The 26,212-nt window shown below is 46.6% G+C and carries 16 protein-coding genes and 1 riboswitch; of the genes, 13 read left to right on the forward strand and 3 right to left on the reverse strand.

Going from position 1 to position 26,212, the window contains the following annotated elements; genetic code table 11:
- The first annotated feature begins 72 nt into the window (after positions 1-72).
- Positions 73-1,464 carry a glycoside hydrolase family 1 protein gene (locus tag ELS82_RS07685; RefSeq protein ID WP_134834977.1) on the forward strand — a complete coding sequence of 464 codons (1,392 nt, stop codon included), beginning with the start codon at positions 73-75 and terminating at the stop codon, positions 1,462-1,464.
- A gap of 39 nt (positions 1,465-1,503) precedes the next feature.
- On the opposite strand, the gene ELS82_RS07690 is transcribed toward ELS82_RS07685, so the two are convergent.
- Positions 1,504-1,872, reverse strand: a complete 369-nt coding sequence (locus ELS82_RS07690) for an MmcQ/YjbR family DNA-binding protein (RefSeq protein ID WP_134834978.1) — start codon at positions 1,870-1,872, stop codon at positions 1,504-1,506.
- Positions 1,873-2,153: 281 nt separating this feature from the next.
- On the opposite strand from ELS82_RS07690, the gene ELS82_RS07695 reads away from it, so the two are divergent.
- The 6 genes from ELS82_RS07695 (at position 2,154) to ELS82_RS07715 (ending at position 19,419) form a co-directional block, all read left to right on the forward strand.
- A complete protein-coding gene (locus ELS82_RS07695) occupies positions 2,154-2,879 on the forward strand; it encodes an IclR family transcriptional regulator (protein WP_004416491.1) in 726 nt (241 codons plus the stop codon).
- Positions 2,880-2,884: 5 nt separating this feature from the next.
- A complete protein-coding gene (locus ELS82_RS07700; RefSeq protein WP_134834979.1) occupies positions 2,885-3,718 on the forward strand; it encodes an arginase family protein in 834 nt (277 codons plus the stop codon).
- A gap of 460 nt (positions 3,719-4,178) precedes the next feature.
- Complete coding sequence (locus tag ELS82_RS07705; RefSeq protein ID WP_134834980.1) at positions 4,179-6,071, forward strand: PhoX family protein; 1,893 nt, start codon at positions 4,179-4,181, stop codon at positions 6,069-6,071.
- A gap of 182 nt (positions 6,072-6,253) precedes the next feature.
- Positions 6,254-8,155, forward strand: coding sequence for a penicillin-binding protein 2 (mrdA, locus tag ELS82_RS07710; protein ID WP_134834981.1), 1,902 nt, complete (start codon positions 6,254-6,256; stop codon positions 8,153-8,155).
- A gap of 394 nt (positions 8,156-8,549) precedes the next feature.
- Complete coding sequence (locus ELS82_RS26285; RefSeq protein ID WP_004412900.1) at positions 8,550-8,702, forward strand: hypothetical protein; 153 nt, start codon at positions 8,550-8,552, stop codon at positions 8,700-8,702.
- Positions 8,703-8,952: 250 nt separating this feature from the next.
- Complete coding sequence (locus ELS82_RS07715) at positions 8,953-19,419, forward strand: VCBS domain-containing protein (protein ID WP_134834982.1); 10,467 nt, start codon at positions 8,953-8,955, stop codon at positions 19,417-19,419.
- On the opposite strand, the gene ELS82_RS07720 is transcribed toward ELS82_RS07715, so the two are convergent.
- Positions 19,416-20,321 (reverse strand): LysR family transcriptional regulator, encoded by a 906-nt coding sequence (locus tag ELS82_RS07720; protein WP_134834983.1) that lies wholly within the window; start codon positions 20,319-20,321, stop codon positions 19,416-19,418. The two genes, ELS82_RS07715 and ELS82_RS07720, sit on opposite strands and share 4 nt — an antisense overlap.
- Positions 20,322-20,473: 152 nt before the next feature.
- Positions 20,474-20,583, forward strand: a riboswitch (TPP riboswitch).
- 101 nt (positions 20,584-20,684) lie between these two features.
- Here ELS82_RS07720 and thiD point away from each other — a divergent pair.
- From thiD to tenA, 5 genes are read left to right on the forward strand one after another with little or no spacing between them, the layout of a single operon-like run.
- A complete protein-coding gene (gene thiD / locus ELS82_RS07725) occupies positions 20,685-21,515 on the forward strand; it encodes a bifunctional hydroxymethylpyrimidine kinase/phosphomethylpyrimidine kinase (protein WP_134834984.1) in 831 nt (276 codons plus the stop codon).
- The gene (locus ELS82_RS07730) at positions 21,505-22,293 is read left to right on the forward strand and encodes an ABC transporter ATP-binding protein (RefSeq protein ID WP_134834985.1); all 789 of its coding nucleotides are present in this window, start codon (positions 21,505-21,507) and stop codon (positions 22,291-22,293) included. The genes thiD and ELS82_RS07730 overlap by 11 nt, the downstream gene beginning before the upstream one ends.
- A 1-nt stretch (position 22,294) precedes the next feature.
- Positions 22,295-23,086, forward strand: coding sequence for an ABC transporter permease (locus ELS82_RS07735; RefSeq protein WP_370447457.1), 792 nt, complete (start codon positions 22,295-22,297; stop codon positions 23,084-23,086).
- Between the two features lie 49 nt (positions 23,087-23,135).
- Positions 23,136-24,050 (forward strand): ABC transporter substrate-binding protein, encoded by a 915-nt coding sequence (locus ELS82_RS07740; protein ID WP_134834995.1) that lies wholly within the window; start codon positions 23,136-23,138, stop codon positions 24,048-24,050.
- On the forward strand, positions 24,050-24,718 hold the full coding sequence (tenA, locus tag ELS82_RS07745; RefSeq protein ID WP_134834987.1) for a thiaminase II: 669 nt from the start codon (positions 24,050-24,052) through the stop codon (positions 24,716-24,718). The genes ELS82_RS07740 and tenA overlap by 1 nt, the downstream gene beginning before the upstream one ends.
- A gap of 34 nt (positions 24,719-24,752) precedes the next feature.
- Here the strand turns inward: tenA and ELS82_RS07750 are convergent, their stop codons facing one another.
- Entirely contained in the window at positions 24,753-24,947 is a 195-nt protein-coding gene (locus tag ELS82_RS07750; protein ID WP_134834988.1) for a hypothetical protein, read from the reverse strand.
- A gap of 327 nt (positions 24,948-25,274) precedes the next feature.
- Between ELS82_RS07750 and ELS82_RS07755 the strand changes: the two genes are divergently transcribed.
- Positions 25,275-26,030, forward strand: a complete 756-nt coding sequence (locus tag ELS82_RS07755) for a phosphatase PAP2 family protein (protein WP_134834989.1) — start codon at positions 25,275-25,277, stop codon at positions 26,028-26,030.
- The last annotated feature ends 182 nt before the right edge of the window (positions 26,031-26,212 follow it).

A 26,212-nucleotide genomic window follows, 5' to 3' on the forward strand; every position in this document is an offset into this window, starting at 1 on the left:
TTGGTCCTCATTTGTTCCTCGTTTCAGATCTACAATCAGCAACAGATATCAAAGCTGATTTAGGGATCGACAATGAAAACATTTCCAAATAACTTTCTGTGGGGCGGCGCTATCGCAGCCAACCAAGTGGAGGGTTCATTTCTTCTAGATGGCAAAGGGCTATCGACCTCAGATATGTTACCCAATGGTATTTTAAGCCCGCATCAAACGCGTGAAGAGCGCACCGACGGCATTAAAGATCTCGCCATCGATTTCTACAATCGTTATCCAGAAGACATTGAACTGTTTAACGAAATGGGCTTTAACTGCTTACGTCTTTCCATTGCCTGGACTCGAATCTTTCCTAATGGTGATGAGCTTGAGCCGAATGAAGAAGGTCTAGCGTACTACGATAGAATCTTCGATGAGCTTGCTAAACACGATATGCAGCCATTTGTGACGCTTTCTCACTATGAGATGCCTTATGCATTAGTGGAGAACTATGGCGGTTGGGCAAGCCGTGAATTAATTACCTTTTTTGAGCGTTATGCACGAACGGTTTTCGAGCGTTACAAACACAAAGTCAAACTTTGGCTGACTTTCAATGAGATCAACATGTCTTTGCATGCCCCGTTTACTGGTGTGGGTTTGCAAGAGGAAGCGAGCGAACAAGCAATCTATCAAGCCATTCATCATCAGTTGGTCGCCAATGCTAAGGCAGTGAAGCTATGTCACGAGATTATTCCCGATGCCAAGATTGGTAACATGTTGCTAGGGGCGATGAACTACCCATACACATGTAACCCTGATGATGTCATCGCAGCTATGCATGAAAATAACAAATGGCTGTTCTTTGGTGATGTACAGACGCGTGGCAAGTACCCAGGCTATATGCTGCGCTATTTCCGCGAAAACGGCATCGAGATCGAGATGCAACCCGGAGATGTTGAAGAGCTAGCCAGCGCAAGTGTCGACTTCATTTCGTTCAGCTACTACGCTAGCGGCTGTGCTAGCGCGGATCCAAAACAGAAAGAGGTCGGGAACATTGTTGATAGTGTGCCGAACCCTTACCTTGAAAAGAGCCAATGGGGTTGGTTAATTGATCCGAAAGGCTTGCGCATTTTGCTCAACTTCCTGCACGACCGTTATCAGAAGCCTTTGTTTATCGTGGAGAATGGCCTAGGCGCTCGTGATGAAGTTAACGAGAATGGTGAGATTATTGATGATTACCGAATTGCTTACCTCAATGATCACCTTGTTCAAGCGCGAGAGGCGGTATTGGATGGCGTCGAGTTGATGGGATTCACCAGTTGGGGCCCAATTGACTTAGTGGCTAACTCAACCGCAGAAATGAGTAAGCGTTACGGTTACATCTACGTTGATCGCCATGATGACGGGACAGGTTCGCTTGAGCGCAAACGTAAAAAGAGCTTCTACTGGTACCAAGATGTTATTGGGTCCAATGGCGCGAGCTTAAAAGCTTAACACAATCACAAAGGAGCCTAAGTTGGCTCCTTTATTGTATTAGTCAGCTTCTGCCAGCCCCAATTCTGCACGCTTTCGTTTGCTTAGACCTAAAGCGACAATTCTGTGTGACTCGGTGAGGTAGTATTTTAGTTCATCGGCTAACTCGCCGTCCGTTCCGATTTGCTGAATCCACTTCATACCGCGGGTAGCAAAATAAGGCGCGGGACGGTAACCGTCATTATCTTTGAGAAAGTCGTAATTGCGATCAGATGTCTTAAAGGTATAGGCCTCTTTGCCACCTTCTTGGGTTGTACCTATCGCAAAAACCTTACCTCCTACCTTCCAAACATGAGAGTTGCCCCATTGCATGACATAGGACGTAGCAGCAAGAGAATCGCAGAACTGATTGAATTGATCATGGGTCATATATTACGCCTTTCAGAGAAGCGGGAGAAAGAAATTGTCGCAATGAAACTGGCGCTATTCAATAGCCAAAGATGAGACTTTTGAGGTTGGTTCGCTGGCCGCTTATTGAACAGCTCTGGGTGTAATCTAGCGCTAAGAAATAGAGGTTATTGAGATCTTAAGTTGATTAAAATTCTCAACACATAAGAATTGTAAATTAAAAATGTTTATAAATTCCTATCCCATAAGAATACAATTTGATCGTTACTTTGATATGGCGATACAACATTAGTGTGAACTCTATGAAGCAAAATAGCGGGCAAGTAAACGAGAAAGTACTGCAACTTTTGATGCAAGTGGCCGTCAATGATGAACCTGTTACGGCCAAGCAGTTAAGTGAGCAGTTGGGTACGCCAATCAGTAGTCTTTATCGACATTTGAAGTTACTGAGAGAGTGGAATTTGATTGAGGAAAGTCCAAATGACAAAACCTTGATCATAGGTCCGGCAGCATTGCTGTTAATGCGCAGCTATGAGACGAGCCAACATGATCTCGATATGGTCGATTCAGTGCTTAACCGCTTGCAAAAGCAAACGGGAGAAATGGCAGCCTATATGGTGCCTGTCGGCTATCGAGCCTTGTGTGTGAGCCGAAAAGAAAGCATGCAAGCACTTCGTTGCAGCTATGTGCAAGGTCAAAGTCAGCCACTGCTCAGAGGCGCGTCGTCAAAAGTGATGTTGGCGTATTTACCTGCCGCACGATGCGAAAAAATTCTTCGCTATTTCGGTGAAGAGTCTCGAATCGAGCAATGGCATAAAGAGCTAGAGCAAATTCGTAATCAAGGGTATGCCGTCAGTACGTCAGAGATTGATTCCGGCGTTTCGGGTATCAGTGCCCCTGTGATGAAAGGCTCTAAACTGGTTGGCGCTATTTCAGTTATGGCTCCTGCGCATCGAGTTCAAATGAATCAGCAGAAAATTATTCTGCACGTTCTTCAAGCAGCGAGGGCATTGCCCCCAGAAAGGTAACGGATATGTTCGGGCTATTTCGACGCAATAAAGTGCAAAGTATCACTGGTGTATTGTCACACCGCCTTGTTTTACTCAGTGTCAGTGAGCAACTGAAACCGATGAGACAAGTTGATTTCGAAATGGCCGATCAAAGCTTAGAAGAAATGTATGAATGGATTTCTGATTTGGATGGCTACCGTTGGGTCAATGGTGGCCATTATGATCTATCTAATAGTCCTACAGGCCAATATCAACTTCACTTAAGTCGTTTTTTTGGCTCAGAAGCTTTACCAGTGGTGCTGACCAACAACAGCGAAACCTTGCTGCATAGCCTTCCATTACTAAACTCTCAACACAAAGAGCTCGGCATCATACATATTGGACGTCAGTTTGAACTAAAGGCGTCATTGGAGCCTGTTCAAGGCAGCGCGTTTCATTTTGCGTTATCACGCTATAATGAGAGTCGTCTGTTTTGCCTAGGGATAGACCAAGCGCAGCAAGATGAACGCACATTCGAGTATGCCGAAGATTTGGGGTGTGACTGGATGACGCTATCAGAGTGCAGTTTTAGCCAACGCTTTCAGGTTAAGCACCAGCTCGCCAATTACTTGTCTCATTGTGATGAAGTCGTCGTCAATATCGACTTGCCGAGCTTATACCCAGTTTCTCGTCTAGAGAGAGGTAGCGCGCTTGATGTACAGGTGGTGAGCCGCATGATTCGTCAGTTACTGATCTCAGGCAAGGTGCGTCAAGTGCAACTGGTCGGTTACAAAGACAAACACCTTTACTCGAAGCAGACCCAGGCGGTTTTGCATGAGCTAACGCAAATGTTCCCATCAAATAACTGCGCAGCTTAAAAATTAGGCCTCTAAAAACACAAAAGCTGGCGATTAAGCCAGCTTAGTACGGTTGTATTGCACATTATGAATTTTTGCTTGCGTCTTTGTTCGACTCTTTCCAGTACTGAATGCGTACGCGATGCAATTGTGCTTTTCTCATTTTCTTCATGATAATCCCTCACGTTTATAGAAAATTGCTCTTTCTTGAGCTTATGTGAATCAAGTTCCTCATGAACAGGGAACAATGTAGCCATCAATTTCGCAAAGATCTAGGGTTTTGATCACATTTTTTTGCGTGAACGCCGTTCCTTATGCATAAAAAGTGAACTATAGCGCAGTTTAATAAGCCTGACATGTAAGTGGATTATTTCTGTCGTAGATAATTAATCTATCTGAAACAGTAAGTTAACGTATTTGTCATTTTTCGATTCTACGATTTGCACGCATTTTTATAAAAATACTCAGCAAGGAGTCAGCAATGTGCCCAGTTTCAAACAATAAGCGTGATGATCAAGATTCTGAATTCAGTCAAATGATTGATGCTCGATTATCTCGTCGTCGATTTTTGGCAGGTACAGCAGCGGTAAGTGCAGGTGCATTCTTATCGTTAAATCCTATTACTAAAGCTTTTGCTGCAACAAGCGAAAGTTCACTACTCAATTTTGAAGCAGTACCAGCATCAACGGCAGACGCGTTTATTGTCCCGAAAGGCTACAAGGCGACACCGCTACTTTCTTGGGGTGACCCAATCTTCCCAGGTGCGCCAGCATTTGATCCAAGTGGTAAACAAGACTCAAAAGCTCAACTTCGTCAGTTTGGTGATAACACCGATGGTATGAGTTTGTTCCCAATCAGTGAAGATCGTGCGGTTATTGCAGTGAACAACGAGTACACCAACTACGAGCTATTGTTTGACCATGGTGGTAAAGCGATGACGGCTGATGATGTACTTAAAGCGCAAGCTGCTCACGGTGTCACGGTATTTGAAATTGTTCGCTCTGGTGGGCAATGGAAACTGGATATCAACGGTAAACTAAACCGCCGTATTACTGCCAATACGCCAATGCAGTTAACGGGTCCAGCTGCGGGTCATGACTTGATGAAAACCAAGCTTGATCCATCAGGTATGAAGCCACTCGGTACATTTAACAACTGTGCCAACGGTCAAACGCCTTGGGGCACATACCTAACGTGTGAAGAAAACTTCAACGGTTACTTTGGTACCAGTGGTAGTGCTGACGTTTCCGACGATCACAAGCGTTACGGCGTGAAAGCAGCCAAGAGTAAGTATCAATGGCATGACACCGATGAGCGTTTCGATGTCGCTAAACACCCAAATGAACCGCATCGTTTTGGTTGGGTTGTTGAAATCGATCCAAATGATCCAACATCAACACCACTTAAGCGTACCGCGCTTGGCCGCTTCAAGCATGAAAATGCAGCATTGCTGGTTAATGGCGATGGTCATGTGGTGGTTTATCTTGGTGATGATGAACGCGGCGAGCACCTTTACAAGTTTGTGTCGAAGAACAAATACCAGCCGGGTAACGACAAAGCGAATCGTGATCTGCTAGAAGAAGGCACGCTGTATGTCGCTAAGTTCGAGTTTGATGGCCAAGAGCTAAAAGGCAAAGGCCAATGGTTAGAGCTGACTCATGGTCAGAACGGCTTAACCAAAGAAAACGGCTTCAATGACCAAGCGGAAGTGATGATTTTCGCGCGTCGTGCTGCAACACAAGTGGGCGCAACAACGATGGATCGCCCAGAATGGGTTGCAGTTCATCCAAACAACAAACATGTGTTCTGCACACTAACCAACGACAAAAACCGTGGTGTTAAAGAGGGGCAACCAGTTGGTGGACCAAACCCGCGCAAAGAAAACCATTACGGCCAGATTGTCCGTTGGGTACCACAGAGTGATGATCATAGCAGCGATGAGTTTAACTGGGACCTTTACCTAATTGCGGGTAACCCTGAAGTGCATAAAGGTAACTTGTATGCGGGCAGTGAGAACATCAATGCGGACAACATGTTTAACAGCCCAGATGGTATTGGTTTTGATAAGGCGGGTCGTTTGTGGATTCAAACTGACGGGAATTACTCGAACAAAGGGGATTTTGCAGGGCAGGGCAATAACCAAATGCTGTGTGGCGACCCGATGACGGGTGAAGTTCGCCGTTTCCTAACAGGCCCAGTTGCTTGTGAGATTACCGGTTTAACCTTCTCAGCAGATAATAAGACCATGTTTGTTGGTGTGCAGCACCCGGGTGAAAAAGGCGCACCGTCGCACTTCCCTGCGGGTGGTGATAGCAAACCACGTTCAACCATTATGGCGATTACTCGTGAAGATGGCGGCGTGATTGGCGCATAATCGATAAAGAGATAAAACTTAAGCCCCGAACAGCGATGTTCGGGGCTTTTTGTTTTAGATGGGATTTCTCTGACTTTGTTTACATTGCTCGTACATAGACGCATCGGGTTATTGCTACCGTGCGTGCTAACTGTAACTAAATGTAAATAAGTAAAGCTCGTTACTCTTTACTGATAGCACCTATGAATAATCATCATCTCAACCACAAGATGCGCAATCATGATCATGAAGCAAAGTTATTTCGAAATCGCGCCGTTGCAGCGTTTATCGGAATGGTGGTTTTGCTCGGCGTATTGGTCGCCAATCTTTATCGACTAGAAGTTAAACAAGTTGATTACTACACCACCCGAGCGAACGACAACCGTATCCAAGTGCTGCCGATCGCCCCAACTCGTGGCTTGATCTACGATCGCAATGGTAAGGTGCTTGCCAACAACTTCCCCGTTTACGTACTTGAGATGATTCCGGAAAAGGTGAAAGACTTAAGTGGTTCCATCGCTAAGCTTAAACAAGTTATGCAGCTGTCTGATTCTCAAATAGAGCAGATGACAAAGCCTCATGGTAAGCGCTTCAAACCGGTAGTGGTTAAAAATGGCCTCACGGAGCAAGAGGTCGCCAAGTTTTCCGTTCATCAGTATGAGCTTCCGGGCTTTTCCATTGATGTTGATATGAAGCGAGACTACCCATATGGCGAGATACTGACTCATGTATTGGGCTATGTTGCACATATCAATGATCGCGACCTCAAGCAGCTAGAAGAAAATGGCGAGCTGGCAAATTATCGTGCGACCAAAACCATCGGCAAATTGGGAATCGAAAAGTACTACGAGCACACCCTCCATGGTAAACAAGGCTATCAAGAAGTGGAGGTAAACAGCCGTGGTCGTATTATCCGTACCATCGAATATGTTCCTCCTGTCGCTGGGCAAGACTTAGTGCTTAACATTGATATCGAGTTGCAAAAGTTTGTCTTCAATCTGTTGGATCATCGTGAAGGCAGCGCCGTTGTGCTCGACCCACGTGATAATAGTGTCCTTGCCATGGTTTCAAGTCCGAGCTATGACCCGAATCTGTTTGTGGAAGGGATTTCGAGCAAAGCCTACAGCAAGCTGCTCAATGACCCATTTCATCCGTTAGTTAACCGAGCGACGCTAGGGGTTTACCCGCCAGCATCGACGGTGAAACCTTTTATGGCCGTTGCTGGCTTAAGCGAGGGTATTATCCAGCCCGATACGGTGCGTGACGATCACGGTGCGTGGCACATCCCAGGGCTAACCAAGCAGACCAAAGTATGGCGAGATTGGAAGCGTTGGGGGCATGGTCCAGTCGATGTTACTTTGGCCATTGAAGAATCGGTCGACTCGTTTTTCTATCATATTGCTTATGAGTTAGGCATTGACCGAATTTCCGATTGGATGAACATGTTTGGCTTTGGTCGGCTTTCTGGTATCGATATCCCTGAAGAAACGCGTGCAAATATGCCGACACGAGAGTGGAAAGAGTCACGTTATCGCCAGCCATGGTATAAGGGCGATACTGTTCCGATTGGTATTGGTCAGGGGTATTGGACCGCAACGCCGCTGCAAATTGCTAAAGCGACGTCAGTATTGGTCAACCATGGTGAGGTAATTGCTCCTCATCTATTCCGTAATACCTTGCCTCATGGGGTGCCTTTTCATCAAGAGGCGGCTAAAGCAGTCGAAGCTGTGAGTCAGATTGAAGGGGTAAGTGACGATACTTGGGATATTGCTATCAACGCAATGCGCCTAGTGAACTCGGGTAGCCGTGGCTCTGGTCGCCGAGCATTTAAGGGCGCGAGTTATTGTAGTGGTGGTAAATCAGGTACTGCGCAGGTGTTTGGTCTTAAGAAAGATCAGGTCTACAACTCCAAAGAGCTGAGTTATGACTTACTTGACCATGGTTTATTTACTGCTTTCGCTCCATGTGATCAGCCAAAATATGTCGCGACTGTGGTGATTGAGCATGGTAATGGTGGCTCAAAGGTTGGCGCTCCGTTTATACGTAAGGTGTTTGATTATCTTGATGTTGGTAAAGAGAACAAAGCAAAACAGCATCATACCTAGATAGGGAAGAGTGAAGGTGGATAAGAATGGGGCTTTGTGCCCCATTTTTTTAGTTCTACAGGCTGTTTGGGGATAATTATGCGCTCAAAGGCATAAAATTTGTGATCTTCAGACGATTAAGCACTAAATATAGTTGCTTCGTTTGTACGGTATAACTATATTGAAAAGGTATCCCACATAACTTTAAGGTGTAGAGACTGAGTAAACTCCCAGAGTGAATACGAACAAACTGAACGCAGAGAGACACAGGGCTTAGCGTCCAACCCGCTAAGAGTGCCATCAAAAACGTAAAAGAATTAAGTATTTTCAAAGGCCTTTTGCTTTTCCCCTCTTTAAATAGTCGCATCTTCTAGTTATCGATACATTGTCTGATAACCATGGAGGAGGTTTGGCTATGTTACCACTAGGTTTATTTGCATTAGGTGTATTCGTATTTTTAGGCTGCTGGGTAGTTCAACACGGTTTACCTGTTTTAGGTATGAAGCTTGATGAAGCTGATCTACTACTCATATCAGAAATGTCTGGTGAAGATGTTTTAGAAGCATAACAGTGCAAAAATAGAGAAAAAGGAGCCTTGTTTGGCTCCTTTTTTGGTTTCTAAGTCCCCATGTCATTTTGATTCTAGAAATGACAATTCATTTAATGATTTTAGTGGTTTTCTATAACCATCTGAAAATTATCACTTTTTAATTCAATAAAATTTGGCTCGCTATTTGCGATATCTCATATACCCATCTTGATCCACTTAAGTCTTTGTTTGTGGCAAGTGTTAGATATTGACGATAAAGGAGTCGGTTATGGAGCAATCACTCAATTTACCTCAAGGAGCGCGAATCGCGATTGACACGTATAACAACGTTAGAGTGCTTCTAGTAGGAGAGCCCTTGCTGCCAGGAGAAATTGCGGTATCAGCATCAGAGCTCTTTGACCAATTCCCAGAGCTAAGTGTAAATATCTCGACACTGTTGGGCCAAACCTCGCAGCTCCCCCCTCAAGTAGACGAAGTGATACGCCTATTGGAACAAGGCTTGGATCCCACTGCATTGGATGAACTTGCGGCGGCGGCTGGTAACTTACTAGGGGCTAGCTCGACAGTTGCACAAACAGTCGAACGAGATGGGGCGGAAACCATTGCTCAGACTAACTTTGAGACGCAAGGCTTTTCTCGTCAGCAAGATCAGGAAGAAATCTCTTTATTTGATAATCCTTCTTATCAGTTTTCGAATACCTCGCCCTCAGTTGTAAATGAAGTAAGAACTTATGTTGAAGAGTCCGGTTTTAACGCTGTGTTGCCCGCGCTGCCGTCTGATGTCAATGGCGACCAATTATTGATTACTGTGACAAAGCTGCCTTCTAAAGGCTTTATGTCTCACTTGGATGGTACGCCACTTGTTGTTGGTGAAAATCTATCTTTGACACAGTTGCAAGAGGTTTGTTTTCACGCGCCTGATGAATGCGAACAAGGGGAGGTTGCAGGTTTATTTTCTTATAGTGTGGATGATGGTGCTAACGCGTCGAATAGCGTCCAGGAAGCCAGCGTGCAAATATTGCTGCAACCAATCAATGATGCCCCTGTGGCTTTTGATAGCGAAGATTCAGTCATCGAAAATCAAACCTTAGAAGGGCGTTTACCTGATGGGGAAGATGTCGATGGCACCATTGTTTCTTACCAGTTAGTGGCGAATACTGAGTTAGGGAATGTGACGGTTAACTCTGATGGGTCTTTTGTTTTTGAAACAGGAACGGATTTCGACTTCTTGCCGGAAGGTGAAACCACCCAAGTCTCTTTCCTTTACTCCGTTACTGATGATGGCGGCCTAGGCAGCGAACTTCAAACCGTGACCATCACTGTTACGGGTATCAATGATGCTGCTGTGATCGCAGGGGTAGACTTTGGGCAGGTAGTGGAGGACTCCCAAGAGGTAAAGTTAACAGACTCTGGTCAGTTGACTGTTACTGATGTCGATGGTGAGCAGCAAGAGCTGTTTGACACAGAAAGTGTCATACCATCTGCTGGTGTATTAGGGCTGCTAGAGATAGATGAAACTGGCCTATGGCAATACAGCGTAGACAACGCAGACGTTCAATACTTAGGTGAAGGGGAAACCAAACAAGAGATTTTCACTGTCAGTTCGGTTGATGGCACGGAGCACACCGTGACGGTAACCATTATCGGTTTGAACGATGCGGCGGTGATTGCAGGCCAAGACACGGGCAGTGTTAAAGAAGATGAATCGACACCGTTGTTAACGGAATCTGGCGCATTAACCATCACTGATGTCGACGGTGCAGACGAAGAGCTATTTGTCCCTGCGTCTCTGACTGCTCCGGAAGATGCGATCGGCACGCTGACTATTGATGAAAATGGCCAATGGAATTTCGAGTTAGAAAACAGTTCAATCCAATACTTGGGCGAAGGTGAAACTATCACCCAGGTCTACACGGTTGAATCCATTGATGGCACTTCACATCCGATTACCATTCAAATCATTGGCACTAATGACGCCGCGGTAATTACTGGCGACGATGTCGGCACGGTAACCGAAGATGAGTCCACACCACAGCTTACTGATACAGGCTCACTACGAATTTCTGATGTCGATGGTGAAGACGAAGAACTTTTCGTGGCTGCTACAGGCATCACCAGTGCAGGCGCATTAGGTAGCTTAGACATTACCCAAGATGGTGATTGGACCTACACGGTTGATAATGCGGATGTTCAATACTTGGCAGAAGGTGAAACTAAGGTTGAAACCTTTACCGTAGAATCGCTCGATGGCACAGAGCATACCGTGACCGTCACCATTATTGGCGTCAACGACAGTGCAGAAATTGCCGGTGATGATGTTGGTGCCGTGACCGAAGACGATGATACGCCACTGCTGACCGATTCAGGCACGCTAACCATTTCGGATGCTGATGACGGCGAATCCGAATTTAAACCAAGTAGTGTGGTTGCCTCTGCAGGAGCATTGGGTTCTTTGACTATTGATGGGGCAGGCAACTGGGACTACCAAGTTGATAACGCCGATGTGCAATACCTTGGCGAGGGTGAAACTAAAGTAGAAACCTTTACCGTAGAATCCCTTGATGGCACGCAGCACACGATTACCGTCACCATTACTGGTGTGAACGACAGTGCGGAAATTGCTGGTGATGATGTTGGCGCTGTCACCGAAGACGATGATACGCCACTTCTGACCGATTCAGGCACGTTAACCATTTCAGATGCCGATACAGGCGAAGCGGAATTTAAACCGACCAGTGTGGTTGCATCAGCAGGCGCTTTAGGGTCATTGACCATCGATGAAGCGGGCAATTGGGACTACGTTGTTGCCAATGATTCAGTGCAATATTTGGCTGAGGGCGAAACCAAAGTAGAAACCTTTACCGTTGAATCTCTTGATGGTACGCAGCACACCATTACCGTGACCATTACTGGCGTCAATGACAGCGCAGTAATTGCTGGCGTTGATACCGGCGAAGTAACGGAAGATGACAGTAATCCTCTTCTGGCTGACTCTGGTACGTTAACCATTTCGGATGCCGATACTGGCGAAGCGGAATTTAAACCAAGTAGTGTAGTGGCGTCTGCTGGTGTATTGGGGTCACTGATCATTGATGCGGCAGGTAACTGGGATTACCAAGTCGATAATGCCGATGTGCAATACCTTGGTGAGGGTGAAACCAAAGTCGAAACCTTTACCGTTGAGTCGTTAGATGGAACTGAACACACCATCACTGTAACTATCATTGGTGTCAACGACAGCGCCGAAATTGCCGGTGATGATCTTGGTGCCGTGACCGAAGATGATGATACGCCACTCCTTACTGACTCTGGCACCTTAACTATTTCAGATGCTGATAGCGGCGAATCTGAATTTAAACCAAGCAGCGTGGTTGCTTCTGCGGGCGCATTGGGTTCACTAACCATTGATGCAGCAGGTAATTGGGACTACCAAGTCGATAATGCTGACGTGCAATACCTAGGCGAAGGCGAAACCAAAGTTGAAATCTTCACGGTTGAGTCGCTCGACGGTACCGAGCACACCATTCCGGTGACCATCACTGGCATCAACGACAGCGCAGTGATCTCAGGTGACGATGTCGGCACGGTAACCGAAGACGAGTCCACCCCACAGCTTGTTGATACAGGCTCATTGCGTATTTCTGATGTCGATGGTGAAGACGAAGAGCTTTTCGTTGCAGCAACAGGCATCACCAGTGCAGGCTCATTAGGTAGCTTAGACATTACCCAAGATGGCGATTGGACCTACACGGTTGATAATGCTGATGTTCAATACTTGGCAGAGGGTGAGACTAAGGTTGAAACCTTTACCGTAGAATCGCTCGATGGCACGCAGCATACCGTGACCGTCACCATTGTCGGCACCAATGATATTCCTACGATGGTGGGAGATCTTACGGGTGAAGTGAAAGAGGAAACGACTCTACAAACCACAGGTACGCTTACTCCAGTCGATGTCGATAATGGGGCAACACATACTTGGGCTCTGGTCGGAGAAACGGATTCGACCTACGGTTCAATATCAATCGATGACCAAACAGGGGAATGGACTTACACCCTTGATAATAATGCCGCACAACCATTGGCTGAAGGTCAGGAAGTACAAGAGACCTTTGTGGTTGAAGTGGATGATGGACTCGGTGGAACATCGCAACAAAATATCGTCATTACTATTGAAGGTACCAACGATGATCCTGTGATTAGCGGTGACGACAGCGGCAACACCGTAGAAGACTTAATGCTGGTGGCCGATGGTGTGCTCAGTGTTGATGATATTGATGTGACAGATACTCACACTTGGTCAATTCAAGGTAATGGCCAAGGCAGCTACGGCAGCATCACCATCAACCAAAACGGTGAGTGGGAATACACACTCGATCCAAGTTTGACTCAGTCGTTTGAACACGGAGAACTCTACGAAGAACAAACCTTCACGGCTATCGTCAACGATGGCAATGGCGGCACTGACAGCTTTGAAATCGATATCGATATTCTCGGTCAAAATGATGCGCCGAATATATCAGGTCGTTCAACTCGCACTATCTGGGAAGACGATGGTAGTGGTGTTCGAAGTGGTACTTTAAATACTGGCGACCCAGATGTTAACGAGGTACACACTTGGTCGATTGTTGGTGACCCCGATGGACAATTTGGCTCACTGACTCTAGACCAAAACGGGGTGTGGACTTACACCTTAGACACCAATGCTACGCAAGCGGTCAATACCCAAGCACTCTCGCTCAATCAAAGCGTCAAAGAGTACTTTATGGTTCAAGTGGTCGATAAGCATAACCAAGTGGACACTCAGCAAGTGGTTGTCACGGTTAAAGGTCGCAATGATGCACCTGAAATTGATGGTGTACTAGTGGGTACGGTGACTGAAGATGATGTGCTGCCAGTAACCACTTCAGGGCAACTCAATCACAATGATGTTGATGGATTGGATGACCATGTTTGGTCACTGCAAACCAATCAAGGCCAATACGGTTCGCTGCAAATTGATGCTAATGGCGAATGGACTTACACCTTAACCAATGGTCACTCGGCGGTTCAAGCCTTGCTTCCGGGTGAAACACTAACTGAAACCTTCTTAGTCACGGTCACAGATGACACCAATGACAACAAATTCTCTAACAATTCATCCGACACTGAAACCATCACCATCACGATTGAAGGCAGTAACGACACGCCAAGCATTACCGGTGGAACAACCGGCAGCGTGATTGAAGATACGCCAGCGAAAAGTAGCGCAACAGGTAAGCTACTAGCCCTTGATATCGACACCAACGATGCGCACAGTTGGAAAGTGGTTGGCGAAGATAGTAACGGTGAGGCGAGTGGTCTATACGGCATTTTAACCGTTGATGATAACGGCCAATGGTTATACCAACTTGATAGCACCCGTTGGAGCACACAATCGATCCCTCCGGGCACAACAGAAGTCGATACATTTGAAGTTGAAGTTACGGATATCAATGGCGCGACAGAAACCATCACAGTGGATATTTCGGTAGCTGGTGTTAATACCACACCTGATATCGTCCTTGGTGATACGCCTACTATTGTTGAAGATGATGTGCCAAACACCATCAGTGGCACCTTTGGCTCTGGCGATCCTGATGTTGGCGACTCTGCGCTTTGGACCGTTATTTCAAACGGCAGTTATGGCAACTTTGTGGTCGATGCGAATGGCGATTGGATTTACACCCTCGATAATGGCAACAATGCTGTCAATCGACTTGATGAGGGCGATCTTCTTCAAGATTCGGTGCAAATTAAAGTTGTCGACCAGTTTGGTGAAGTGTCGATTAAAGATTTCACCATTGATATCGAAGGCAACAATGATGGCCCTAGCATCAAAGGGGATGTAGCGAAAACCATCCGAGAAGATACCGCCAGCTTCAGTGGTCAATTGCAAGATGGTGATCCAGACGCTCACGATACTCACTTATGGTCACCAAGCAATCTAGTCGGTAACTACGGCAGCTTTACCATGACTTCTAGCGGCGCTTGGGTCTACTCACTCAACAATGCACTCGACGAGATCCAAGAGCTCAATCCCAACCAAACCTTGCAAGAAAACTTCACGGTTGAAGTGGTCGATAGCTATGGCGAAACCGACAGTCGTGATGTGGTGATCACCATTCGTGGCACCAATGATCTGCCAACCGTATCAGGTGATATTGCCGGTACCTTTGTCGAAGACCAAGCCTCTCCCGATATTACCGGTGTGATGACCTTGTCAGACATAGACGATGCCGACACACCAAGCTTTATTGCCAATAGTTACCAAGGTAATTTTGGTCAGTTTGATATTAACCAAGCGGGCGAGTGGAGCTTTACGGCCTACCCAGACTCCCTAGATGCCATGAAACGTGAAGAAGTGGTGTCAGAAGTTTTCACTGTGATTGCAGAAGATGACTTTGGCGGTGTCATCACTCAATACGTCACCATCAACATTGAAGGGACTAATGATGCGCCTGTCATCACTGGGGATAGCTCAGGCAGCGTGATTGAGGATGGTGCTAACTTTGGTGCGATCGATTTCAGCTCTACTAGTGGGCAGTTGACCTCTTCGGATGTCGACAAAGACAGCTCTGTAGTCAGTTGGGCGATTGAGAATGGTACTGATCCTGGTGACGCCGATTACGGTCAAGGCATCTACGGTACGTTAACTCTAGGTAACAATGGCCAATGGGTTTACCAGTTAAACAACAGCGACCCAGATACGCAAGCGCTCAACTTGGGTGATGTCGGCCAAGAAACCTTCTATGTCTCTGCAACCGACAATGATGGTGGTGTCTCGGAATGGCATCAGATCACCATTGATGTCTATGGCCAAGATGAAAATGGTTCTGGAGGTGGCGGCAGCGGCGCTGGTACCGATCTGGGTGATTTGTCGACGACCCTTATCGAAGATGTCACCACTGTGACCGATGGCATGGTGCCAGTCTTACCGGGGAACAATAACATTACTGGCGTTTCCCCAATCTCGGGCGGCATCTTTGGCAGCTTGATTGATGGTTCTGGCCAAACGGGAGTCGCAGGCCGTCAGTGGCAATACACGCTTGATAACAGCTCTGACTTAGTCCAAAGCTTATCTGAAGGGCAGCAAGTCACCGAAACATGGCGCATTGACACCAATCAGGGCTACTACACCATGGAAGTCGTGATTGAGGGCACAAACGATGACCCAGTGATCACCTTTACCGATTCTCCTGCCACTGAACCTGCGCCGGGCGTGACTGTTCAGGTGGGCGAAGTGACTGATGAGGTTTCTCCACAAGCATCCGGTGTGCTTGGTGTCGATGATCCAGACAATGGCGACACGCATACATGGTCACTGGATCCAACGACCCCAGCATCAGGCACTTACGGTACCTTAACACTTGATGCAGACAGCGGAGAGTGGGTCTACGTTTTGGCCGATAACGCTGCGGTTAACGATCTTGCTCATGGAGAAACGGCGACTGAAACCTTTATCGTGACGGTTAGCGATAGCGAGCTTGCGACTGATACACGAACCATTACCTTGCAAGTAACAGGCGTGGGTGAAGATGTACTGGTTGTGGACCCTGTGATTGAAACGCTCACCATGACAGAAGATGTGGATGACCAAGATGGCAGCGATGATGGCATGTACACAGCTTCGGGGTCGCTAGCGGCACCAACAGATTTAGGCGACAACCCAACTTGGACCTTAGTCGATGGCTCGGGCCAATATGGCAGCATCAGCGTGGATGCGAGCGGAAACTGGGTTTACACCTTAAACAACAGCAGCAATGCGGTTCAATCCCTGCAAACTGGTGAAACGGTGCAAGATACCTTTACGCTTTATGTCGTCGATGAGCATGGTAAAACCGTTGTTGATGGTAGCGGTCAACCGCAGTTGATGGAATTCACCGTGGATGTACAGGGTAGCAATGATGCGCCAAACATTACCGGCGATTTAGTGGAGTCAACCAATGCCAACAATACCTCAACTCTTTCGGGTAACTTGCAACCGGGCGATGTCGATACCAATGATAGCCACAATTGGAGTCTTGAGAGTGTTCCCCAGTATGGTGCGTTTAGCTTGATGTGGATGTGGAATGGCGCATCGGGAGAATGGAGTTATGACCTGGATACGACTAGGAATGATCTTATTGAGCTCAATGGTCGAGATTCAGCGCCAGTAACTGAAACCATCACCGTTAAAGTGGTCGATAGCTTAGGCTTAGAATCTGAAAAAGACATCGTCATTACCATCAACGGGGTGAATGATGCTCCAACCATCAGCGGTGATGCCAGTGCCGCATTAAGTGAAGACGGTGTGCTTACTCAAAGCAAACAGCTCATTGGTGATGATGTCGATATTGGAGATACCGTGACCTTTGATGCCAAGTCACTCAATGGTACTTATGGTTTATTTATTATTGATGCGACCGGTGAGTGGAGTTACACCATCTACAATGATCAGCCACATATCCAAGCCCTTGCTGAAAATGAGGTGGTGACTGAAAGCTTTACCGTGTTCGCTACCGACGATTTGGGTGCGGAAGTGAGCCAAGTGGTGACGGTGACTGTCACTGGTTCTAATGATGTGCCGGTGTTATCCGGTGATGTTCAAGGCATAGTGCAAGAGGCATCAGGTAGCAGCGCATCGGGTAAGTTGGTGGTCAGCGATGCTGATGTGGGAGACAGTGCAACCTTCACCATCGTCTCGAATGGCAGCTTAGGTACGCTACAAGTGAACGCTCAAGGTGAGTGGACCTATGTGGTCGATGATACTGCTCCAGCAGTCAATGCGCTTGCGGTAGGAGAAAGCACCACCGATACGATTCAAGTCAAAGCGATTGATGGTGAAAATGGCGAGTCCAATATCGTAGACATCACTATTACCATTAACGGTACCAATGACGCACCTGAAATTGTTGCCATTGCGACTCAAGAAGTAACAGAAGATACGCTGTTAACCCTTTCTGGTACGTTTGATAGTGGCGACCCTGATACCTCAGACCCTCACTCTTGGTCAGTGATCAGTTCGGATGCCCGAGGCACGCTAACGGTGAATCAGACTACCGGTGCGTGGGACTTCGAGCTAAATAATACTCATGCTGATATTCAATCACTAGCGTCGGGCGAAACCTTAACACTGAGCTACACCATTCAAGTGATGGATGAGCTGGATGAGACAGATACCCAAGTGGTTGAGTTTGAAGTGACGGGGACCAATGGCGCACCGAGTGTCGTTGCCTCAAGCAGTACTCTGACCGAAACCATCGACGCTGACAGTACGATTACATCGGCAAATGGCAGTATTGTTATAGACGATGAAGACACCAGCGATACTCACACCTTCGCGTTGACCGGAGATGTGCAAGTGCTGACCAGCAGTTTTGGTGAAATGACGATTGACCGCACAACCGGCGCATGGAACTACACCCTCAATGTTGCTGCAGGACTGCTGCTTAAAGATGAGTTGGTGAGTGATACCTTTACGGTCACGATTGATGACCAGAATGGTGGTGTGATTACTCAAGTGCTAACCGTCAACATTCAAGGTACCGATGATGCGCCTGTGATTACCGGTTCTGCGTCTGGGGATGTAAAAGAAGGCTACATCAATGAAGCATCTGGGCAACTATCCGCAACAGATACCGAGACAGATAGTAGCAGCTTGAATTGGCAGCTAGTTAGCAACGCATCAGGACAATACGGAACTCTATATTTCGATGAGTCAACTGGTGATTGGAGCTACTTGGTTACGCCGGGGGCAACCAATGATTTAGTCGCGAGTGCCACGGACACGGATGAGTTTATTGTTGAAGTGTCGGATGGCGTGAAAACTACGCAGCAAGTCATAGCGATTACTGTGATTGGTAATGCAGCTCAACAAGGTGGTGTTGGTTATGACTTGCTACAAGCAAGCGGCGCAGATGAATGGTTGTGGGGCGGTCCAAATGACGGTTCTGATGCAGGGCAAGCAGACAGCTTCGCTTGGAGTGACTCTACGGTTGGTACATCTGTTCAGCCAGATACTGATTATGTGAAAGACTTTGATGCTGGCGAAGACATTATTGACCTATCAGGTTTCGTCACTGCTAACGATGTTTGGCAGTCGGTCGCAGTGGCACAGCAAGTGAACATTGATGAGGTAGGATCCGATACGCAAATTAGCTTGTTCGATAGCAATCAAGACTTGGTTCAAACCATCATCTTACAAGACGTACTGGTAAGCGAACTGACCAGTGAAGATACTTCCAGTATGACTCAAGCTGAGCTGCTGAGCACCTTAGTCAGCGATCAAGCGATCACCATCTCTCAAACTTATGGGCATGAAGGGGACGATGCCTTAACTGGCAGTGCAAATGATGACATCTTGTTAGGCGGACTCGGTGAAGATACCTTTGTGATGCTGAGTGATAATGCAGGCACCGCATTTAATCCAACCCAAGATACCTTGGCGGATTTCTCTGTCAGCGATGACATCATCGATTTATCAGACTTGCTGCCAGATGCACCGAGCATGAATGATCTGTTTGCTCATATCGATGCCACCGTGGTTGATGATATCAACGATCCTAACGACGACGCATACACCTTGTTAGAGGTCACCGATGAAAACGGCGGACAAACCAACATCAAGATCAATGATATGGGGTATAGCGAACTCGGTTTAGGTGCAGGTGCGACTGATGATGCGATAGTGACTGCGCTGGTGGATCAATTAAAAGTGATTCAGACAGACAGTTAGGTTGGTGAGTTATCACTGATTAACTGCTCTCGAATGACCGCTTTAATGGTCTCAAACCTTGCTGGAAGTTGTCGGTGACGCTTAGTGAGTAAGTAAAGCGTCTCGATGACTTCTTGTTTAGGTTGGTAAATCGCAATCTCTTCTTTGTGTGGGAAGGTGTCTAACGCACTCTTTGGCAGAATGGTAAACCCAAGGCCTTTCGCCACTGGCAGCAATATCTGGTTGAGTTGGTTGATGTAACCTTTAACGGGTAGTTGATGAATATTGATGGATTCGAGAACTGGTTCACCACAGCGAGAGAAGTAGAGCGTTAAGTAGTGCTCGGCATCAGGGTGGCGAATAAGCCCAATTTGTTTTAGCTGCTCTTCATTAAGTGATTTCGTTGCCATTGTCTTAGGCATCATCAAACATAGAGGCTCTTGTCCAAATTGTTCTGACTCGACTCTAGGGTCTGATGGTTCGTTGGTGACGATACCCAAATCGACCTCTCCAGCAATAATCTCCGCAATGATTTTATGATGAGGCGCTGCCTCTAAGTGCGGCATGAGATTAGGGTATTTACATTGTAAATCGAGCAGTTGAGGGTAGAGCAATAGGGCTAAAGAGCCTGAACATGCTAAAGAAACATCGCCTGAATGTGGATCATCTTGGTTGAGTGATGACAACATCTGCGTTTGTTGAGTTTCTAACTCGTTGGCGTAGGCGTAAACGGTTTTCCCTGCTTCAGTAATCTCAAAGCTTTTGTTGTGTCTCTTGATTAAGGCGTGCCCACAGGCTTGTTCGAGTTTTTTAATATGCTGACTGACACCTGGCTGAGTCATAAATAGTTTGTCGGCGGTTTTGGTGAAGTGACCTGTGTCGATGAGTGTGACAAACGTCTTTAACCAGATTGGATTCAACATAGCTTTTGACCATAAGAAAAAATTATCTTAGTGAGTTTAAACGATAACAAAAAATTCAGGAAGAGAAGGCTTTAAACACAAATTGAAACGACTCAAGATGGATTTTTGCGAGCAAATGATGCAATTCCGTTAATTTTATTGTTATCATCAGCGGGAAATAGTCGGGGAGCCTAACCATTACGGAAAGGGCTGAGATCGCAATGCGAGACCCGTTGAACCTGATTCAGTTAGCACTGACGTAGGGAACTATGCGCACTCAACCTCTAGGTTTGGTGTACTCGTATTCGATGGATTGATCACCTCATTTTCTGATCCCTTCTTTCGTGGCCGAGAGTTCCTGTACGTCTTGTAGTAGGAGCAACAATGCCACATTCACAAGACACAACTCCAATCGTATTAACCATCGCGGGCTCTGACAGCGGCGGCGGTGCAGGCATTCAAGCCGATATCAAAGCAATCTCTGCCACGGGCGGTTATGCATGCTCGGTGATTACCGCTATCACGTCGCAAAACACCCTTGGTGTGTCTGCTATTCATCCGATTCCCCTTGAGCATATTGAAAGCCAATTGGATGCGGTGTTCACCGATCTCAATATTGTTGCTGTCAAAGTCGGCATGTTGGCAGATTCTGAGATCATCAAAGTGGTAGCTGACAAAATTCGTCAGTATCAACCTAAGCACCTTGTCGTCGACCCTGTCATGGTGGCGACCAGTGGCGATCTTCTGCTGGAAACCAATGCTATCTCTACTCTCAAACAAGAGTTACTTCCGCTTGCAGATCTAATCACTCCTAACTTGCCGGAAGGTGCAGCTTTGATTGGTGGCGCAGTGCCGCAAGATGAAGACCAAATGGGAGCAATGATCAGTGAGCTTCGTGCACTTGGCGCCAAGGCTGTACTGCTGAAAGGTGGCCACTTAGAGAAAGATGACAACAGTAATGATCTACTCATTATGGCTGAAAGTAGCGAGTTGATTAGCGCTAAGCGTGTGGCGACGAAAAACACCCATGGTACTGGCTGTACCTTGTCTTCGGCGATTGCGTCATATCTGGCTCAAGGTAACCGCCTGCATAAGGCTGTTTATCTTGGTAAGCAATACATCTCTCAGGCCATTGCCAATGCAGACAAACTAGAAGTTGGTCAAGGTCATGGCCCTGTGCACCATTTCTTCTGTGGTCATACGAATGTCCGTTAGCACTTCATCAGCGATTGCAAATTCTGCACAGGCGATAGCTATTGAGTTACGCGAAGCACACCTGAGTTATCTAGATAGCCAAGTCGCAACCTTATCTGGGCTCAACATGTTTGTTCCCGCAGGGCAGTGGACATGTCTATTAGGTCGAAGTGGATGTGGCAAAACGACATTATTACGTTATCTGGCTGGTTTACTGAATGACAAGGTAGAGTGGGGTGGGCATCTCACATTAACTCATGGTTGTTCTTTGCAAGGTCAGGTGGCTTACATGGCGCAACAAGATCTGCTACTGCCCTGGTTAAATGTTTTGGACAACGTGCTGCTAAGCCGTAAGTTTGATGAAAACGAGCATGACCCAGTAGCAAGCCAGCACCAGGCCGAGCGATTGCTGGAGTCTGTTGGATTGGCTGATTATCAACAGGCGATGCCTGCTCAGCTTTCTGGTGGCATGCGTCAGCGTGTTGCTTTGGCTCGCACGCTGATGCAAGACAAACCAGTGGTGTTAATGGATGAGCCCTTTTCCGCGCTAGATGCCGTGACTCGATATAAGTTGCAAAACCTATCGGCAAGTCTACTCCAAGACAAAACAGTGATCTTAATTACTCATGATCCACAAGAAGCGGTCAGGCTCGCAGACCAACTGTATTTGCTGCAAGGTCGCCCTGCTCATGCTCAGCGGTTATCCGTGCCTGATGCACCACCACCAAGAACCATTGATGCACAGTGCGCCGAGCTGCAACAAGCCATTTTGACTCAGTTGGAGCAAGATTATGAGTGATATGTCGAGTCTCCAAATTGCTTCAAACCAACATGATATGAAGCGACAAAAAATGCACCCAGTGGTTCGAATAGTAATTAGCCTCTTGGTCATTCTTGGCCTGTGGCAGGCTGTCGTAGTCATCTTCGATATGCCGAGTTTTATCTTGCCAGCACCAGTGGAAGTGCTTACTCGGCTAGTAATGCGATTTGATGTGTTGATGAAGCACACGTTTGTCACCGGGCAAGAGATCATTTTAGGTTTATTACTCGGCTTGGGGATGGGGCTGATGTTTGCTCTGCAAATGTTGCTATTTAAGCCACTCAAGCGTTGGTTACTACCGATCTTAATTGCCAGTCAGGCCGTCCCCGTATTTGCCATCGCGCCAGTATTGATGCTTTGGCTAGGCTATGGAATTGCCTCCAAAGTGGTCATGGCCGCAATCATCATCTTCTTTCCGGTGACAACCTGCTGCTATGACGGGCTTAGAAATACTCCAACTGGTTATTTAGACCTAGCTAAAACCATGGGCGCGAGTAAGTGGCAGTTACTGAAACATATTCAGCTACCAGCGGCGCTACCAACATTAGCGTCAGGCATCCGTGTGGCTGTGGTTATTGCGCCAATTGGTGCTGTGGTTGGCGAGTGGGTCGGATCCAGTGCGGGTCTTGGCTACCTCATGTTGCAAGCCAATGCGCGAATGATCATTGATGAAATGTTTGCCGCACTCTTCATCCTCGCTTTGCTCTCCGTTTCGCTCTATTTCATTACCGACAAGTTACTTAAAAAATTTATTCCTTGGGAAAATCAATAAGAAAGGACACTCCGTGAAAACGACAAACAAACTCAGTGCAGTGGCACTAATGACATCTCTAATTTCTGTGAATGCATTTGCTGCGGATAAAGAACTGACTCTGATGCTGGATTGGTTCGTCAATCCGAACCATGGACCAATTGTGATAGCGCAAGAGCGTGGCTATTTTGAACAGCAAGGCATCGAAGTGAAAATTCAAGAGCCAGCAGACCCAAGCACACCACCAAAATTGGTTGCGGCAGGGAAAGTTGATTTGGCCATCTCTTACCAACCGAGCCTCACTATCGATGTTGCTGCGGGTCTACCGCTTATTCGCTCGGCAACCTTGATTGCGACACCACTGAACACACTAATGGTGCTGGATAATGGTAAGAACGACACTCTAGCCGATTTAAAAGGTAAGAAGATTGGTATCGCGATTGCGGGCAATGAGGAAGCAACGATTGGCACCATGCTGGGTCAAGAAGGGGTGAAGTTTTCTGAGGTAAACATAATCAATGTGGGTTGGGCACTATCATCGTCTCTGGCATCTGGCAAAGTGGATGCGATTTGGGGCGGTTTACGTAACTTTGAAACCAATCAGCTTGAACTTGAAGGCTACAAAGCGAAAGCCTTCTATCCTGAAGAGCACGGGGTGCTGGCTTATGATGAGTTAGTCTTTGTTGCCAATGCGAAGAGCTATGATGCAGAGGCAATAAAAGCGTTCAATAAGGCGCTTGAACAGGCCACCACTTACATCGTTAACCACCCACAACAATCGTGGAAAGAGTTCGTGGCTTACTCGCCGGATACGCTTAACAACGAGCTCAACCAGCGTGCGTGGAACGACACATTGACGCGTTTTGCATTGCGCCCTTCAGCGGTTGATCATAAACGTTACGACGACTATGCCGAGTTTATGTACTCACAGAAGCTGATTGAAACCTTGCCGAAAGCCGCGGACTACGTGCCGGAGATTAACTGATGAAATACAGTGAATTGATTGCCGCGTGTCAGTCTGATTGGCAAGAGTACACGGAACATAGCTTTGTTCAGCAGTTGGCCGCAGGAACGCTATCTCAAGAAAGCTTCTTACATTATTTGAAGCAGGATTTTTTGTTCTTAAAGCAGTATGCACGTGCGTATGCGCTAGCGATTTATAAAGCACGTAACCTTGAGGATATGCGCCGCGCATTGCCGAGTGTTTCGGCTCTACTTGAGACAGAAATCAACCATCATGTGACTTATTGCGGTCAATGGGGGCTAACGGAATCCGATCTGGAAAATGAGCCCGAAGACTTCGGAACGGTGGCTTATACTCGTTATGTTCTTGATGCAGGTATGACAGGAGATCTGGTTGAGCTTTATGCGGCACTGGCTCCATGCTCAATTGGCTATGCCGTGATTGGTAAGGCTTTTTTGCTAGAAAGTCCTGATACCCAATTAGAAGGCAATCCTTATCGGAGCTGGATAGAACTTTACGGTGGTGACGAGTTTCAGTCTGGCGTGGCTGAGGGCGCTGAGCACTTTAATCAGTTACTTGAAGAGGTAGAGATCAATAGTCAGCGAGGGCAAAACCTAATCCATGTGTTCAAGACAGCGACTCGTATGGAAGTGGCGTTTTGGCAGCAAGGGTTAGATGCCAATAAATAGTTGAGATAGCCTAGGAGTTAGCATGTTATGAGTGCTAACTCCTTTCCTCTTCGGCGAGCTCACTTTTCGCTAATAGATCAAGCTCTTCCTGAGTAATAAGCTGGTAGGCATGATGAGACGTAGTGTCAGCCATTAAGGCACTCAACTTTAACGATAAACGCTCTTTTTGACGCGGGCTTAAATCTTTAACGCACTGAAGAATACTTTCAAAGTCATGTTCTTTAATCACAGTGTCATCCTCCTAGCAATCAGGTTTAGGTTACAACGAAAACGGCGCTCTCCCTTATCGACTGTTGCTTTGAGATTAAAGGAGTTAGTACCATTATGCAATCATACTTATAGCGTAAATGAGGCGTATTGAATTTAGATAAAATGTGAATGCCAATAGGTGAAAGTTCTGCAATAGTTAAACCCTGTTTTTGTGAGTAAATGTAAATTTGTGATTTGAGCTAACTCAGGGTGCTATCTTTCATCAAATTGACATTAAATTGATGAATTTTCCACACTTCGTCATCTAATATGCGGCATCGGGTTTTTTGGTTACTGTGGATCAAATATGGTGAAGAAATTACTACAAGACAAACGTGAAGGGTTACTGCTACTCGCAGGGTTTTTGCTTATTGTTGCGCCTATGTCGCTGTTTGTCAGTCATATCGATCTGCTCTCTGAAGTCTGTGATGTGGTTGGATTTAGCTTTACCGCTCTGACGGACTCTGCGGGTTCGAAAGGCTTCCTCATCACCTTGTCTGTTCTGGTCTTCATCAGTTGGAGAGTCATCGGTTTTAATCGCGAATTTTTGGCTAAGCTCTTCCAGCTAGGAGTCATTCTTGTTATCGGCTTTGCTGCTAAGACCGGGCTTAAACATGTCACAGAGAGCCCAAGACCTTACACTGAATTACTCACTCACCAACTTCTGATTCCGAACCCTGAACATTTCTATAAATTAGATGCGATCCAGAAAGAAGAGATGATCGACGAAATTTCTCAACAAGTATCGCCTTGGCGCACCAGCCATTGGCAAGGGGAAAAAGATTACTCATTCCCGTCTGGACACACAATTTTTGCATCCATCTGTTTAGCTTTCTTTGGTGGGCTATTTATGCAGCACAAGCGCTACGGTTTGGCGTTAATGGTTGGGGTGTGGGCTGTCTGTGTCGGCTACAGTCGTCTATGGCTTGGCATGCATAGACCGATGGATCTTGTTGGCTCGATTGTGTTTGTCGCCGCTGTTTATGCCTTGATGCCAAGCTTTTCTCAGTTGGGGATGTGGATGATGCAGAAATTAAAATATCCCGCTCACATTCATCGCTAATCGATTTAATTAATATCTACGAAGGGCTCTAATTTTAGCTGTCTCTTGATCACAAGTCTAGTGAATCAAGAGACTTAGCCAGTTCATACCCTTCAAGGATGGTTTGCAGCCTAAACCATCCTTGCCATAACGTCTTTATGGAAGCGCGATCCGTTCGCTTAGTATTCTTCCAACCACCTAAT

Origin of the sequence: Vibrio ouci (genome assembly GCF_004551525.1) — a bacterium.
Lineage (GTDB): Bacteria > Pseudomonadota > Gammaproteobacteria > Enterobacterales > Vibrionaceae > Vibrio > Vibrio ouci.